11 protein-coding genes are annotated in these 16028 nt (G+C 43.5%); 5 read left to right on the top strand and 6 right to left on the bottom strand.

Annotated elements, in window-relative coordinates:
* Positions 1 to 3 precede the first annotated feature (3 nt).
* Positions 4 to 1701 carry a S41 family peptidase gene (locus WKT13_RS09090; RefSeq protein ID WP_340323638.1) on the bottom strand — a complete coding sequence of 566 codons (1698 nt, stop codon included), beginning with the start codon at positions 1699 to 1701 and terminating at the stop codon, positions 4 to 6.
* Positions 1702 to 3185: 1484 nt separating this feature from the next.
* On the opposite strand from WKT13_RS09090, the gene pheT reads away from it, so the two are divergent.
* The 3 genes from pheT to WKT13_RS09075 all read left to right on the top strand — a co-directional run bounded on the left by pheT (position 3186) and on the right by WKT13_RS09075 (position 6814).
* Positions 3186 to 5648, top strand: a complete 2463-nt coding sequence (gene pheT, locus WKT13_RS09085) for a phenylalanine--tRNA ligase subunit beta (RefSeq protein WP_340323637.1) — start codon at positions 3186 to 3188, stop codon at positions 5646 to 5648.
* Between the two features lie 103 nt (positions 5649 to 5751).
* Entirely contained in the window at positions 5752 to 6489 is a 738-nt protein-coding gene (locus tag WKT13_RS09080) for a YebC/PmpR family DNA-binding transcriptional regulator (RefSeq protein WP_298621086.1), read from the top strand.
* A gap of 73 nt (positions 6490 to 6562) precedes the next feature.
* Positions 6563 to 6814, top strand: a complete 252-nt coding sequence (locus WKT13_RS09075; protein ID WP_340323636.1) for a TIGR03905 family TSCPD domain-containing protein — start codon at positions 6563 to 6565, stop codon at positions 6812 to 6814.
* A gap of 71 nt (positions 6815 to 6885) precedes the next feature.
* Here the strand turns inward: WKT13_RS09075 and WKT13_RS09070 are convergent, their stop codons facing one another.
* Positions 6886 to 7284 (bottom strand): hypothetical protein, encoded by a 399-nt coding sequence (locus WKT13_RS09070; RefSeq protein WP_298621092.1) that lies wholly within the window; start codon positions 7282 to 7284, stop codon positions 6886 to 6888.
* A gap of 281 nt (positions 7285 to 7565) precedes the next feature.
* On the opposite strand from WKT13_RS09070, the gene lepA reads away from it, so the two are divergent.
* The gene (gene lepA, locus WKT13_RS09065) at positions 7566 to 9347 is read left to right on the top strand and encodes a translation elongation factor 4 (protein ID WP_298621095.1); all 1782 of its coding nucleotides are present in this window, start codon (positions 7566 to 7568) and stop codon (positions 9345 to 9347) included.
* A 38-nt stretch (positions 9348 to 9385) separates the two neighbouring features.
* A complete protein-coding gene (locus WKT13_RS09060; protein ID WP_340323635.1) occupies positions 9386 to 9976 on the top strand; it encodes a Crp/Fnr family transcriptional regulator in 591 nt (196 codons plus the stop codon).
* Positions 9977 to 9990: 14 nt separating this feature from the next.
* Here the strand turns inward: WKT13_RS09060 and WKT13_RS09055 are convergent, their stop codons facing one another.
* The 4 genes from WKT13_RS09055 to WKT13_RS09040 form a co-directional block, all read right to left on the bottom strand.
* Positions 9991 to 11652, bottom strand: a complete 1662-nt coding sequence (locus tag WKT13_RS09055; RefSeq protein WP_340323634.1) for an AMP-binding protein — start codon at positions 11650 to 11652, stop codon at positions 9991 to 9993.
* A 45-nt stretch (positions 11653 to 11697) separates the two neighbouring features.
* Complete coding sequence (locus tag WKT13_RS09050; RefSeq protein ID WP_340323633.1) at positions 11698 to 13371, bottom strand: AMP-binding protein; 1674 nt, start codon at positions 13369 to 13371, stop codon at positions 11698 to 11700.
* A gap of 90 nt (positions 13372 to 13461) precedes the next feature.
* The gene (locus tag WKT13_RS09045; RefSeq protein WP_340323632.1) at positions 13462 to 14712 is read right to left on the bottom strand and encodes an ABC transporter permease; all 1251 of its coding nucleotides are present in this window, start codon (positions 14710 to 14712) and stop codon (positions 13462 to 13464) included.
* The gene (locus WKT13_RS09040; protein WP_298621110.1) at positions 14713 to 15918 is read right to left on the bottom strand and encodes a pyridoxal phosphate-dependent aminotransferase; all 1206 of its coding nucleotides are present in this window, start codon (positions 15916 to 15918) and stop codon (positions 14713 to 14715) included. It abuts the gene before it with no gap.
* Positions 15919 to 16028 lie beyond the last annotated feature (110 nt).

Genomic DNA, 16028 nt, shown 5'->3' with positions numbered 1-16028 from the left:
TTTTTATCTGTGTTCTCCTTGCAGATAGTCAATTGCAGCTTGCAGTTGCTCATCCACACCACGTATCATCCCTTCTGCTGTAGGTTCTACAACCATATCAATCTTCACACCGTTACGCTGGGCATTCGTTCCGTCCGGATAACATACACCCAATCCTGTAACGTTGAAGGATGCATATGGAAGTTGTATTTTGGTAACATTGCCATCTGCTCCTGCTGTCTGACTTCCAATTGTCACAACTCCAGGTATAGTCTGCAAGAACATGGCAAAGTATTCAGACATCGATTGGGTGCACGCATTTACCAATAATACAATCTTGCCTCTATAAAGTTTGCCCGGATCAGCTGTATTCTTCGTCAATAGTGCAGACCGTATTAAACTTCCAGGACAGCTGGCCTGCGGTAGCAACACTTCAGCCGCTTCCCGTACCTGAGAAAAGAAGAATGTCGGAAGTAGTTTGTGAATCACATCATATTCTGCCGGATAAGCACGTAAATCAATAATGAGTTTATCATAAGATGTCAGAAAATTCTCCAAATTCTGTTCATCCTTGCAAGTGATACTACCAATATTGAGACGGGCAATATCATTTGCGACAACCTCTAATTCAGGTCTTGGCGGCGCATATAACGAAGAATATATTCTGGAGACAAACTTATCCCCTTCAACTGAAGAAATTTCCGTAGTGAAAATTTTTCCTTCGTGCATATATTTAATTTGGACTTCTTTTTTTGCAGTCACCAACGTGGCATACGAGCCATCCCGAAGAAGTGAATTTCTGTTGGAATGAGGTATATATGGTGCAAGTTCATTCAGACGGTCTATTGGACGAAGAGAGTCAATGAGTATGATTTCATCACCTACTGCAAGATCATTTGAAACAATAGAACACGTATCTGTGACAAATAGGCGATCTTCAGCGAATCTGCATACCAGTGGGACAAAACGTCCTCCGAAAATCGGAATGTACCATGAATTGACATGTGTGTCACATAATTCGGAAACCATTTTGGAATACAAGGCGGAGAAGCTGATAGAACGGTCAAACGCTAATGTAATATATTCTGCAAGTATGTCATCCCATGGACGGTCTGTAATATTACGGTTAGGCGAATAGCTGTCAACAGCATTCCAGAATTTGGCGACACCGAGAAGACGGTATGCAACATCATCTTTCGGTATGTCTGAATATTGTGTTTCAATATACGAAACATTGACAGGCGTCTGTTTTACGTATTGATTATTTCCCGGGTCTGCATCTCTGAGCCTCATAAGGTTCTCACTCAGGGCGTTTCCTAATGACAAAGAGTCTGAAATCCAGTTGAAGTCATTGAAAGTTTCTATGTTTCTATCATCTGCTTTATCACGTATAGCATAAGAGCCCAATCCTGATATCCACTTTAGGCAAATGTCATTTCTCATGGAATCCGGTGTGTGAAGAACATCATTTAATAAACAGAAATATTCTGCATCCGCATTGATAGAACGGGAAGCAAACGCCGGGTGATGATACTTTGCAAACCCCCAAATCCGTGAAGCCTGAACAATTGCATGAATTTGCAAACTGTCTGGTTTTTCCGGCAGTTTAAGTCCGGCATAAGCCTGTGCTGTTGAAAGTGACTTCGAATTTACAGGACAACTAAAAAAAGTCAGTCCGGCAATAATGAGAATGACTTGAAATAAGATGTAATTCCGTTTCATCTATATTTTTAATTAATTATAAGTATCACAATAATTGTTTTATATAAAGTTATATCGGTAATGTAGAATGGCTAAATTGCTATTTTATTAACATAAAATATTAACCTAACCAGTTTGTAAAAAATATGATAAAGTCAAGAATTCTTTCTATGAATTTATCGAACTTTCTTTTTACACCCTTCCAATATATTTTTCTCATATACAATCAATGTAAGTTCAGTGAATTGTAAGATTTTGTAAATTTAGAGATTAGTGAAAATTGCTGTAACCCTATATACTTGATTTATAAAGATTAACAAACAATAATCGCTATGATTATCGAAGGCAAAGTTATAGAATTATTTTGTATGACGGGTGATTTAGCTTCGCTGATTTTCTATTTCGCAAGTTTTTTGATGTGTTTATGACAAAAATAAAGGCTCGTCCGATAAATATGCGGAAACGGAAAAATTAAACACAGATTAAGGGTGATACGGAAGGGAACAATGATAAATAAATGACGGCTCACCCGATAATCGTTACCACAAGAGAAATACATAATTTCCAGACGTTTCCTCTCGCCTGATATCAGTATTTTTGAAGAAAAATCGCGGGGCTAACTTACAAATTTTCTTGATTTTATTTTGACAAAATAAATTCGGAAAATAGGTGTAAAGGAATGTTAAATCGTGTATAATAAAGGATGTTTCGGACAATACCGTGTTTTGATATACCCCATAACGTAGTCCGGAAAAGTTCGTTCCGCTTTCTGATAAAGCCCATTTAGTGGTGCGATTAAGCCCATTTTAGGGTGCGATATGGTGCTTTTCAGCCTCTGAAATAGGCCATTTCGCATGCCGAAATGGTGCTTATTGCAAGATAAAAAAATGTCCTTTAAACATAAGCTGTTGTTATACAAAGACTTATGCGAATCTCTCATAATTCGCGTATTTGCGTCCGATGGAGAGCCTGTCCGCAAATATTCGCTTATTTTTCGGGGTAGAACAGGAAACTATGATGGAAAAATCAAAATCTGCTTACAAATTGAAAGTTGCCCATATTGTCTTCATTTCAGAAGAAGAAAACATTGCTTGTTTGGGCTTTAAGCCCAAGACTCTATTTTGAAATCAACGTCAGCAGAATTTATGCTGATTTGTATCGCGGGTCAGGAATAAGTTGTGTCGTCGTGTGAAATGGCTTTATTTATGGGGTAGTAACGCCTGTTTCATAATGTCGTATGATATCTTTGAAGTCTCATTATGCATGTTTCCTTTTACTAATCAGTGGTTTACACATATATATTCAAAAATTGCGGACGCATGGAAAAGTATTTTACAGTTATAAATAGTGGCCTTGATTTCGGGCAGACAAATTACATGTCGTATATTCATACACAAAGTTTTGCACATAAATATGCCTTTGCTTTTTTATATATATTATTTTGTTCAACTGCCTGAAATTTATTAATTTTGCGTCGAATTTGAGTATACTTAAAAATCATTATAATGAATATTTCTTACAAATGGCTTAAAGAATATGTCGATTTTGACCTTACGCCGCAGCAGACAGCAGATGCGCTGACATCGTGCGGACTCGAAGTCGATGCTCTGGAAGAAGTACAGACCATAAAAGGCGGACTGAAAGGACTGTATGTGGGCAAGGTTCTCACATGCGAGATGCATCCTAATTCGGACCACCTTCACGTTACTACGGTGGATTTGGGACGCGAGACACCGCAGCAGATAGTGTGCGGCGCGCCTAACGTGGCTGCCGGCCAGAAGGTTATTGTGGCCGATCTGGGCTGCGTGCTCTATGACGGTGATAAGGAGTTCACCATCAAGAAGTCGAAACTGCGTGGCGTGGAAAGCAACGGTATGATATGCGCCGAGGACGAGATAGGTATCGGCACAAGCCACGACGGCATAATTGTTCTGCCGGAGGACGCTCCTGTGGGCCAGCCTGCAGCCGAATATTACAATCTGGAAAGCGACTGGATTATTGAGATAGACATTACGGCCAACCGTGCCGACGCGCTCAGCCATTGGGGTGTGGCACGCGACCTGTACGCATGGCTCGTGCAGAACGGATATAAGCCTTCGCTCCATCGTCCTGACTGCAGCGCTTTCTCGGTTGACGACAACACTATGCCGATAGAGGTGGAAATAGAAAACACCGAGGCATGCAAGCGCTACGCATGCGTTAGCATCACTGGGTGCGACGTCAAGGAAAGTCCGGAGTGGCTTCAGAACAAACTGAAAGTAATAGGTCTGCGACCGATAAACAATATCGTGGACATAACCAATTATATAATGATGGCTTACGGTCAGCCGATGCACTGCTTCGATGCTGACATGGTGAAGGGTCACAAGATAGTTGTGCGTACGCAGCCGGAGGGTACAAAGTTTGTTACTCTCGACGGTGAGGAACATACTCTGGGTGAGCACGACCTGAGTATCTGCAACGCCGAAGAGCCTATGTGTATTGCCGGAATATTCGGTGGCAAAGGCAGCGGAACGTATGACACAACACACAACGTAGTGCTCGAGAGTGCGTATTTCCATCCGACATGGATCAGAAAGAGCGCGCGCCGTCATGGTCTGAGCACAGACTCAAGCTATCGTTTTGAGCGTGGCATCGATCCGAACGGAGTGATCTACGCCCTGAAACAGGCTGCCATACTCTGCCGCGAACTGGCCGGAGGAAAGGTGAGCATGGAGATAAAGGATGTATATCCGACACCTGTGCCTGACGCCAAGGTGACACTTGAATATGACTATGTGGACAACCTTATCGGCAAGAAAATAGGTAAGGACACCATAAAGAGCATTGTGACAAGTCTGGATATGACAATAGATGCCGAAAGCGACGAGGCTCTCGAACTCACAGTGCCGGCATACAGAGTTGACGTACAGCGCCCGTGTGACGTTGTGGAGGATATCCTTAGAATCTACGGATATAACAATGTAGAGATTCCTACACAGCTGAAGAGCTCGCTCACAACTATAGGTGAGGCCGATCATAACCATCGCCTGCAGGACATTGTGAGCGAACAGTTAGTCGGATGCGGCTTCAACGAAATAATGAACAATTCGTTCTCGAAGGGTGCATATTATACAGATCTGAACTGTTATCCCGACGAGAATACTGTGAAACTGATTAATCCGCTGAGCAGCGATCTTAGTGTGATGCGTCAGACTCTGCTTTTCGGAGGTCTGGAAAGCATCTGCCGCAATATCAACCACAAGAGTCCTAACCTGCGTTTCTTTGAATTCGGAAACTGCTATCGCTACAATCCGGAAAAGAAGGATGCGGAGAATCCGATAAAGGCATACTCGGAGGAGATGCACATGGCTCTGTGGCTTACGGGCAAGCGTGTGGAAGGCTCATGGGCTCATGCTGACGAGAAATCATCGTTCTACGAACTGAAGGCATACGTGATGAATGTGTTCCGCCGTGTAGGACTTGCTCCGCAGATGTACACTATGGAGAACGGAGACAGCAACATATATGCAAAATCACTCCGCATAAAGGCACGCAACGGTAAACTGTTGGCCGAAATGGGTGTGGTGAGCGGTAAGATGTTGAAGGCAACAGGTATCAGCGCAGAGGTGTTCTATGCAGAAATAGTATGGGACAACGTGATGAAGGCTGTGCGCAAGAATACGGTGCTCTATCACGAGATAAGCCGTTATCCGGCTGTAAGCCGCGACATGGCTCTGCTCGTTGACAAGAGTGTGGAGTTTGCTGCCATCGAGGCTATAGCCACACAGACAGAGAAGAAACTGCTCAAGAGTGTAGAACTGTTCGACGTGTATGAGGGCAAGAATCTTCCGGAAGGCAAGAAGAGCTATGCCGTGAACTTCATTCTGCAGGATGAGAGCAAGACTCTTAATGACAAACAGATAGACAATGTGATGAGTAAACTCATTGCGAACCTCAAGTCTAAACTGGGTGCCGAACTGAGATAATGTAAAAATAATAACAATAAATAATAAAAACGATACTCATCGCGGTACAGTGTCTTTTGAGATCATGGCCCTCCGATGAAAATAAAAAACATTTGTATATATTATGGGAAGAGCATTTGAATATCGTAAAGCTACGAAACTGAAACGTTGGGGACACATGGCCAAGACCTTTACCCGACTGGGCAAGCAGATTGCCATCGCCGTGAAGGCCGGTGGTCCGGAACCTGAGAACAACCCGGCACTGCGTTCGGTCATCGCTACCTGTAAGCGTGAGAACATGCCGAAGGACAACATCGAACGCGCAATCAAGAATGCACTGGGTAAGGATCAGAGCGATTACAAGGAAGTGACATACGAAGGATATGGTCCTCACGGAATCGCCATATTTGTTGATACGCTTACGGATAACACCACACGTACTGTGGGCGATGTGCGTTCGGTGTTCAACAAGTTCAACGGAACTCTCGGAACAACAGGTTCGCTCTCATTCCTTTTCGACCATAAGTGTGTGTTCACATTCAAGAAGAAAGACGGTCTTGACATGGATGATCTGATTCTTGAACTTATCGATCTCAACGTTGAGGATGAGTACGACGAAGATGAGGAAGAAGGAACAATCACTATCTATGGTGATCCGAAGAGCTACGCAATGATACACAAATTCCTTGAAGAAAAAGGATTTGAGGATATAGGTGGTGAGTTCACATACATCCCGAACGACCTGAAGGATCTCGACGGTGACGCACGTGCTACTATTGACAAGATGGTGGAGCGCCTTGAGGAATTCGACGACGTGCAGAATGTTTATACAAACATGAAGCCTGCAGAACCGGCGGAGTAATATACACTTATTATAGGATATGCAATGGAGCCGGCGTATATGCGTGCGGCTCCTTATTTTTTACAATAATAAAATGACACATTATTGCTATAAGACTAAAGGTACGTGCAGTCAGATGATTGACATTGAGGTGAATGAGGATGGAATAATAACCGACCTGCATTTTACCGGCGGCTGTAACGGCAACCTGAAAGGTATATGCGCACTTGCCAAAGGCCATAAGGCGGCGGAAGTGAAGGCTCTGCTCGGTGGAATAACATGTGGAAGCAAGATGACAAGTTGTCCAGACCAGCTGGCCCGTGCTTTGACTGAGATGGGATTCTGAATAAACGTATATAAGAAAAGTCCGGCATGATATAAATCATAATCATGCCGGACTTTTCGTTCATATTGTTTTTATCTTTCGTATTCTTTGGGTGTATATTTTACGCTGAAAAGCACTTTGCCTGGCTTTTTTGCTGAGTGCAGTATGTATGCGAAGTTGAATCCGGCGTCTTTGTATACTTTTATCTGGGTGTTGCCGATGATACTTTCAAGCAGTCCGTTCTTTATGTTGTCCTTATTCTGACTTATAATGTCAGGATTGTCCATGATGTCTGTGACGGAGCAATAGTAGGTATACGTTCTGGATTTCATGTCGAATGTGACGCTGTCCGTGCGTGTGTAGTTAACCACCGGGGTGGGGCAGAATCGTTCGGTGAACTCGCGTGCCTCGCGTTGTGCCCGTTCCTCTATGTTCTCGTGACATGAGGCTAGCAATATAACGGCAAGTGCGGAAAATATAGTCTTTCTCATCTGTATTAATATTTTGTGCAAAGATAGTTTAAATTCCAGAATTTTACACTATCTTTGCATAAGATTAACTGCACTCGGGAATTCAAGAACAAGTTCTTATTCCGCTCGTTTGCATCATCTTTGCATAAGATTAACCGCACAAGGAAAACGGAAAGCCTATTGTCGTTTTATTCCGGTGCGTGATTCTTTACAGGGAACATAAAATGGAATCCGGTCAAATACGAAGCGTCTTTTTTGGCCGGCATGTTGTTTTTCAAAACTTATTAAACCGATAGATATTGATGAAGAATATAAGAAACTTCTGCATAATTGCTCATATAGATCATGGTAAGTCAACTCTGGCGGACCGTCTGCTCGAACATACTGATACGATTAAGATTACCGAAGGACAGATGCTCGACGACATGGATCTGGAAAAAGAACGTGGTATAACGATAAAAAGCCACGCTATACAGATGGAGTATGTGTATGAAGGTGAGAAATATATTCTTAATCTTATCGACACTCCGGGACACGTGGACTTTTCTTATGAGGTGTCACGAAGTATTGCCGCATGTGAGGGTGCCCTGCTTGTTGTGGATGCCACACAGGGTGTTCAGGCTCAGACTATCTCAAATCTGTATATGGCGATAGACCATAACCTTGAGATAATTCCTGTTATCAACAAGATAGATATGCCGAGTGCAATGCCGGATGAGGTTGAAGATGAGATAATAGAGCTTATTGGTTGTGACCGTTCGGACATTATACGTGCTTCTGGAAAAACAGGCGAAGGTGTTGACGAGATTCTTCAGGCTGTCGTTACACGCATTCCGCACCCGACGGGAGACAGCGATGCTCCGCTTCAGGCTCTTATCTTCGATTCTGTGTTCAACTCTTTCAGAGGCATTATCGCTTACTTCAAAATAGAGAACGGTAGTATAAGAAAAGGTGATAAGGTGAAGTTTTTCAACACCGGAATGGAATATGATGCCGATGAGGTCGGTGTACTTAAAATGGACATGGTGCCACGCAATGTACTTAATACGGGCGAGGTAGGATACATTATCAGCGGTATTAAAGATGCTAAAGAGGTGAAGGTGGGAGATACCATCACCCATGTAGAAAGACCATGTTCGGAGGCTATATCCGGATTCCAGGAAGTGAAGCCGATGGTTTTTGCCGGAGTTTATCCTATAGATCCTGTGGATTATGAGAATCTGCGCTCTTCGTTGGAAAAACTTCAGCTCAATGACGCATCGTTGACATTCTCACCCGAATCTTCAGTAGCTCTAGGCTTCGGCTTCAGATGTGGTTTCCTCGGATTGCTTCATATGGAGATTGTACAGGAAAGACTGGACCGAGAGTTCAACATGGATGTCATTACGACAGTGCCGAACGTATCATACATGGTTTATGACAAGCAGGGAAATGTCAAGGAAGTACACAATCCGTCAGGTCTGCCGGATCCTACAATGATTGATCATATAGAGGAACCATATATCAAGGCAAGCATTATCACTACGGCAAATTATATCGGTCCGATAATGACGCTGTGTCTTGACAAGCGTGGCGAGCTTATAAAGCAGGAGTTTGTCAGTGGAAACAGAGTGGAACTTCATTTCATGTTGCCATTGGCAGAGATTGTTATCGACTTTTATGACAAACTGAAGTCGATAAGTAAGGGATATGCTTCGTTTGACTATCATGTGGATGGTTTCCGTCCTTCACGTCTGGCCAAACTTGACATACTGCTCAATGGAGAGCCTGTGGACGCTCTGTCGGCTCTTGCACATCAGGACAATGCCGTGGTGTTGGGACGTAGAATGTGCGAGAAACTCAAGGATCTCATCCCGCGCCAGCAATTTGATATTGCCATACAGGCTGCGATAGGATCGAAGATTGTTGCGCGAGAGACAATAAAGTGTGTACGTAAAGACGTTACAGCAAAATGTTATGGTGGTGACGTAAGCCGTAAGCGTAAACTGCTTGAAAAGCAGAAACGAGGCAAGAAACGTATGAAGCAGATTGGTAATGTTGAGGTTCCACAGAAAGCATTCCTTGCGGTGCTCAAACTGGACTGATACATAAAAATATAATATACAAATAAAACGAGTCTGAAATGAAAGAACCTGTCAGTTCAAAGCGGGATGTCGCACGTGAGTTGGCGCGTAAATACAGCACGATGACTCATGATGAGCTTGATCTTCTTGAGAGTATTCTGAAGCCGATGAAATTTCGTAAGGGTGAGACAATACTCAAAAGTGGAGAGATATGCCGTAACATTTATTATATTGATAAAGGTCTGATAAGACAGTATTATTATAAATATGATAAGGAGGTTACGGAGCACTTGGGAGAGGATCATACAATTTTTATGTGTATAGAAAGCCTTTTCAAGGAGGAGCCTTCCCAAATACAGGTTGAAGCACTTGAGGCTACAGTTGTATTTGCTTTGCCTAAAACGGATTTGGAGCGTGTGGCACTGCACAATGTGAATATACAGCTGTTGTATAGAAAAATACTTGAAGAAAGCCTTATAATATCGCAGGTGCATGCCGATCTGGTGCGTTTTGAAACAGCTCAGAACAGATATAAGCGGATGTGTAAGCTTATGCCGCAGGTTGTTTTGCGTGCACCTTTGGTTTATATTGCAAGTTATTTGCAGATGACACCGGAAACACTATCAAGAGTAAGGGCAATGCCGGGATGATTCCGGCATTGCCCTTATTCTATGTAAAGATATCTTTTAATACTCTTTTTGGGGGTCTTCTCAAATTCTTCAGGATGAAGTCTTATTGAGGAAAGCCGGCAATATGCCGGTAATGTCTCGTTGAGGCTTTGGCGGTTCTGTTCCATTATTTGTTCAAGATCCTCTTCGGACAGTCCCATTGCTTGTGCTTCGTCATAATCTGGATAGACAAGACCTATAAGGGTTTCACCTTTCTGGATGACAAGACTTTCGTTAACCATTGTCATTGAATTGAGCTTGTCTTCAATTTCTTCAGGGAAAATGTTTTGTCCGTTTGCGCCAAGAAGCATATTTTTTGAACGTCCTTTTATGAATACATTGCCCTGTGTGTCCATAGTACCAAGGTCGCCTGTATGATACCATCCGTCTTTATCAATGGTTTCTCTTGTGGCTTCCTCGTTTTTATAATAGCCTATCATGACGTTCATGCCTCTCGCTAGAATCTCTCCTGGTATATTTTCCGGATCAGGACTGTCAATTTTCACTTCCATGTGAACAACTGCACGGCCACACGAACCGGGCACAAATGTCTTATAATCTGAATAACATATTATAGGTGCACATTCTGTAGAGCCATATCCGACGGTGTATGGGAAATCTATTTTTTTCAGGAATGATTCCACCTCCTGGTTGAAAGCTGCTCCTCCGATTATTATTTCATAGAAGTTCCCACCAAATGCATTTGTAACCTGTTCGCATATTTTCTGGTTCACCTTTTTGCTTACATAAGGCATATTGAGCAGTATGCGCATACGGTTGTTCTGTATTTTTGGGAACACCTTTTTGCGTATAATCTTTTCGATTATAAGCGGTACGGCAATGATTATGGCAGGTTTAATGTCTGTAAAAGCCTGTGCTATTATTGCAGGACTAGGTACACGTGTCAGATAATATATGTGGCAACCATGCAGAAATTCGAATATGAATTCAAAGGCCATACCATACATATGTGCCATAGGTAATATGCTTATCACATTATCACCTTTTTTCAGATTTTTGCCAAGCACATTTTCTGCAAAGTCATAGTTGCTCCACATGGCGCGATAAGGAATCATTACTCCCTTTGAAAAGCCTGTTGTGCCACTTGTATAGTTTATGACAGCAAGTTCGTCAGGACTCTGTTCTTTGTAATAGTGGACATGTTCCTTACGGAAATATTTAGGATATTTCTTTCCGAACATTTCGTTCAGATGCTCACGGGCATATGTCAACTTGTCTGTTCTTGAGACAACCAATGAATAATCTGGTATGAAGATTATGCCTTCAAGGCCAGGCATCTTCGTGGCATCAATAACGGTAGCCACAACATCGCCGACAAACAGCAGCTTGGCTTCGCTGTGATTTACGATGTTGTGTATCTGTTCGGCAGTGAATTCGTGTAATATAGGAACGGCGATTGCACCGTATGTGAGTGTTGCAAGAAAGGCAACTGCCCAATGCGCGCTGTTTCTTCCGCACAGAGCAATCTTGTCTCCTTTCTCAACTCCGCTGTTTTCAAACATGATATGGAGCTTTTCTATCTTTCTTGCCACATCATGTGTCTGTAATGTAGAACCTTTATAGTCAGTAAGAGCGTCAAGGTTCCAGTTGTCGATAATGCTTTGTTCTATAAGCAGATTGAAGCAGGGTGTTTCCATATTGTATCTTTTTATAGTTTAGAACAAATGCAATTGTTGTATTTGTTATGTGTCCTGTATCTTGTAAAGATAGCGTTTGATGCTTTTCTTCGGTGTCTTTTTGAATTCCTCGTTATGGATTCTGATTTCTGAAATCTTGCAGAACGGCGGCATCAGCATGTTCAGTTCCTGTCTGTTCTGTTCCATGATGTTCATCAGATCCTCATCGTTGAATCCCATAGCCTGTGCTTCTTCCATATCCGGATACACCAGACCGACAAGCTGATTGCCATGTTGTACAATAAGACTTTCGTTAACCATTGTCATTGAATTGAGCTTGTCTTCAATCTCTTCCGGATATACGTTTTGTCCGTTTGCACCGAGCAGCATATTTTTAATACGTCCTTTTATATATATGTGGCCGTCACTGCTTATTGTGGCAAGGTCACCTGTGTGGAACCAACCGTCTTCGTCGATTACCTCATGTGTGGCTTCCTCATTCTTGTAATAGCCAAGCATAACGTTTGGACCTTTGACAAGCAGTTCGCCAGGAATGTTTTCCGGATCGTTGCTGTTTATCTTCATCTCCATGTGATTTACCAATTTTCCACATGAATACAATTGATATTCACTGTAGTCAGAGAATGCGATGAGTGGTGCAGTCTCTGTAGTGCCGTATGCTATGGTCAATGGGAAATCGATGCTTTGCAGGAATGTCTCGATACTTTGGTTGAGAGGTGCGCCTCCTACAACCATCTCGTAGGCCTTGCCACCAAATACCTCAAGTACCTGCTCGCGTATTTTCTGTTTCACCTTTTTGCTTATTACTGGCATGTTGAGAAGCAGACGCATGCGGTTGGTCTGTATAACGGGCAGTATTTTCTTTCTGATTATCTTCTCAGCAACCAGCGGTACACTTACAATGATTGACGGTTTGATCTCTGCGAAAGTCTCCGCAATCAGCGATGGAGATGGAAGACGTGTAAGGAAGAATAGGTGGCATCCGTTGAGGAATCCGAAGAAAAACTCGACAGCCAGTCCGTACATGTGTGCCATAGGTAGTGTGCACACAATGTTACCACCGGGTTTCACTTTGTCCTTTAGTTTTGAAAGAATATGGTCAAGGTTGCTCCAGATGGCACGATAGGGTAGCATAACGCCTTTAGAAAATCCTGTAGTACCACTCGTATAATTGATCATAGCCAATTCGTCTGGACTCTGCTCTTTATAATAGTGCAGATGTTCCTTACGGAAGTACTTGGGGTATTTCTTTCCGAACATCTCATTGAGGTGTTCTCTGGCATACGACAGTTTTTCTGTCCTGGAGATTACGAGCGAATAGTCAGGAATATATATGATGCCTTCAAGATTAGGCATCTCTTCCGGATCAATGGTGGTAGCCACAATGTCGCCTACAAAAAGAAGTTTGGCATCGCTGTGGTTTACTATATTGTAAATCTGGTCAGGTGTGAACTCATGCTGTATAGGTACTGCAACAGCTCCGTATGTCAGTGTGGCAAGCAACGCCACCCCCCAGTTGCTGCTGTTGCGTCCGCACATAGCGATTTTGTCTCCGCGCTGTACACCGCTGTTTTCAAACATGATGTGCAGTTTTTCTATTTTTCTTGCCACATCGTGGTATTGCAGTGTCGCACCTTTATAGTCGGTCAGCGCATCTCTGTCCCAGTTGTCTATTATGCTTTGTTCAATATACGAGTTGAAACTTGGTATTTGTTCCATTGCACAAAAATCGGATTTTTGTGCAAAGATAATATCTTATCTGCACATCCCCAAAAGTTTTGTGCAGATTTTGTATGGAGTGCTGTCTAATTATTCGTAACGCATTGACTTTGCCGGATGTATGTGTGAAATGAGATAGCTTGGGGCTATCAGCACAAAAATGCAAATCAGCATTGTCATGGCGTTGAGCAGAAGAATGACAAGTGGGTTTAGCTCTGTCGGAACTGTGCTTACATAATATGTGGCAGGATCAAGTTTTGCAAATCCTGTAAGATCTTGAAGCAGAATAATTCCGATACCGAGTATGTTGCCTATTATCAGTCCTTTGCCTATAATGAATGCAGCAAACCAGAGGAATGTATTTCTTACCATCCTATTGCGTGCTCCAAGAGCTTTGAGTACACCTATCATTGACGTGCGCTCAAGAATGATGATGAGCAGACCGGAAATCATGGTTACTCCAGCTACGGCTGTCATAATGGCAAGGATAATCCAGACATTCAGGTCGAGCAGTTCAAGCCAGGAGAATATCTGGCGGTTCAGTTCCTTTATGTTTTTTGATGTATAGGTGTGGCCGTAGCTGTCGGTGGTGCGGTTTACGTTTTTAATGATTGCGTCCTCCGTTTCCTTCATGCGGTCAAAGTCGTTTACCGATATTTCGGCACCTGTAGCCACATTCTCTTCCCATCCGTTGAGTTTCACGGTAGTATATAGGTCTGTGAAACAGATGGTGTTGTCATATTGTGACAGATTGGTAAGATATATTCCAGAGATGGTGAAACGTCTCATTCTGACACCATCCTGATTGATGAAATAGGCAAATATCTTCTCACCGCATTTCAGTCCGAGTTTGTCCGCCATAGCTTTGGATATGAGTATGCGGTTCTGACTTTTCTTGTCTGAGAAATGCGGTATGCTGCCTTCAAGCATGTGCTGATGTATGAATGTAGAGTCAAACTCCGGACCTACACCCTTGAACATCACACCCAAAAAATCATTGTCGGTCTTCAGTATGCCCTGTGTCATGGCATAGCGTTGCACGTGTTTCACGCCCGGCTGCTTCTTCAGAATGTTCATTACGGAGTCATCCATCTGTATGGGTTGCGTCTCCGATGTCTGCAGTGTCATGAAGTCAGCCACCTGTATGTGGCTTCCGAATCCCACAATCTTGTCGCGTATGGTATGCTTGAATCCAAACACTACGCTCACGCTCACAATCATAACAGCCAATCCGATTGCCACACCGGCTGTGGCAATACGTATGGCAGGACGTGAGACTTTGCGCCTGTCGTTTCCTTGTGCGGAATATATGCGTCGTGATATGAAAAGAGGCAGATTCATTTATTCGTCATCAGTGCGTCCTGGGTATGCCTCTAATGCCTTTTTCAGAACAACGAGCGCGCGCTCCAGATCTTCTTTTTTCAGTACGTATGCTATTCTCACCTCATTGTTGCCTGCCCCCGGTGTGGTATAGAATCCTGCGGCTGGAGCAAGCATTACAGTCTCACCTTCATATGAGAATTCCTCAAGACACCAACGGCAGAAGTTTTCAGAACTGTCCACCGGCAGTTTTGCCACGGTGTAGAACGCGCCCATAGGTATAGGCGAGTATACGCCGGGTATACGGTTAAGTCCGTCGATGAGGCATTTGCGGCGCTCCACATATTCGTCGTAAACGTCGCGGTAATATTCTTCGGGTGCATCAAGTGATGCCTCTGCCACGATTTGTCCTATCAGTGGTGGCGACAGGCGGGCCTGGCACAACTTCATTACAGCGGCTCTTACCTCCGGATTCTTTGTTATGAGTGCACCTATTCTAATACCACACTCGCTGTATCTTTTCGACACGGAGTCGATAAGTATCACGTTCTGCTCTATGCCTTCAAGATGGCATGCGCTGATGTAGGGCGAGCCGGTGTATATGTATTCGCGGTAAACCTCGTCGGAGAAAAGGTAAAGATCGTATTTTTTCACCAGATCGCGTATCTGGTTCATCTCCCTGCGGGTGTATAGATAGCCTGTCGGGTTGTTCGGGTTGCATATCATGATGGCACGTGTGTGCTCATTGATGAGCTCCTCGAACTTCTCTACCTTAGGCAGTGAGAATCCCTCCTCGATGGTTGTGGCAATGGTGCGTATCTTAGCTCCGGCCGATATGGCGAATGCCATGTAGTTGGCGTATGCCGGTTCCGGGATGATAATCTCGTCGCCCGGATTGAGGCACGACATGAATGCGAACAGCACGGCTTCAGATCCGCCTGCCGTTATGATGATGTCGTCGGCATCGACGTTGATGTTGAATCTCTTGTAATATTTTGTGAGTTTCTCCCTGTACGACTGTATGCCCTGCGACGGAGAATACTCCAGCACTGTGCGGTCGATGTGCTTCAGTGCGTCAAGTCCTACCTGCGGTGTTGGCAGGTCGGGCTGTCCTATATTAAGATGATAGACCTTTATGCCGCGTTTCTTCGCATCGTTGGCCAGCGGTGCAAGCTTTCTGATCGGCGATTCGGGCATTTCAAGTCCGCGGGTTGATATTTCTGGCATTGTACAGTTGTAAAATTTTATTTTCCGGCAAAGTTAATAAATAAATTTATATTAGGCCAAGGCGTATGACATTTTTATGATTTTATTATCGCATGTCTTCATTTAGCATT

It is taken from the genome of Prevotella sp. HCN-7019 (genome assembly GCF_037890215.1).
Taxonomy (GTDB): Bacteria; Bacteroidota; Bacteroidia; order Bacteroidales; family Bacteroidaceae; genus Prevotella.
Note: the sequence above shows the minus strand (reverse complement) of the source record. Positions and strands in the feature narration are given on the sequence as shown.

Coding starts and splice junctions, on each gene's coding strand:
- lepA (WP_298621095.1), top strand. CDS start 7,566: ATGAAGAATATAAGAAACTTCTGCATAATTGCTCATATAGATCATGGT.
- WKT13_RS09060 (WP_340323635.1), top strand. CDS start 9,386: ATGAAAGAACCTGTCAGTTCAAAGCGGGATGTCGCACGTGAGTTGGCG.
- WKT13_RS09055 (WP_340323634.1), bottom strand. CDS start 11,652: ATGGAAACACCCTGCTTCAATCTGCTTATAGAACAAAGCATTATCGAC.
- WKT13_RS09080 (WP_298621086.1), top strand. CDS start 5,752: ATGGGAAGAGCATTTGAATATCGTAAAGCTACGAAACTGAAACGTTGG.
- pheT (WP_340323637.1), top strand. CDS start 3,186: ATGAATATTTCTTACAAATGGCTTAAAGAATATGTCGATTTTGACCTT.
- WKT13_RS09045 (WP_340323632.1), bottom strand. CDS start 14,712: ATGAATCTGCCTCTTTTCATATCACGACGCATATATTCCGCACAAGGA.
- WKT13_RS09075 (WP_340323636.1), top strand. CDS start 6,563: ATGACACATTATTGCTATAAGACTAAAGGTACGTGCAGTCAGATGATT.
- WKT13_RS09040 (WP_298621110.1), bottom strand. CDS start 15,918: ATGCCAGAAATATCAACCCGCGGACTTGAAATGCCCGAATCGCCGATC.
- WKT13_RS09070 (WP_298621092.1), bottom strand. CDS start 7,284: ATGAGAAAGACTATATTTTCCGCACTTGCCGTTATATTGCTAGCCTCA.
- WKT13_RS09050 (WP_340323633.1), bottom strand. CDS start 13,371: ATGGAACAAATACCAAGTTTCAACTCGTATATTGAACAAAGCATAATA.
- WKT13_RS09090 (WP_340323638.1), bottom strand. CDS start 1,701: ATGAAACGGAATTACATCTTATTTCAAGTCATTCTCATTATTGCCGGA.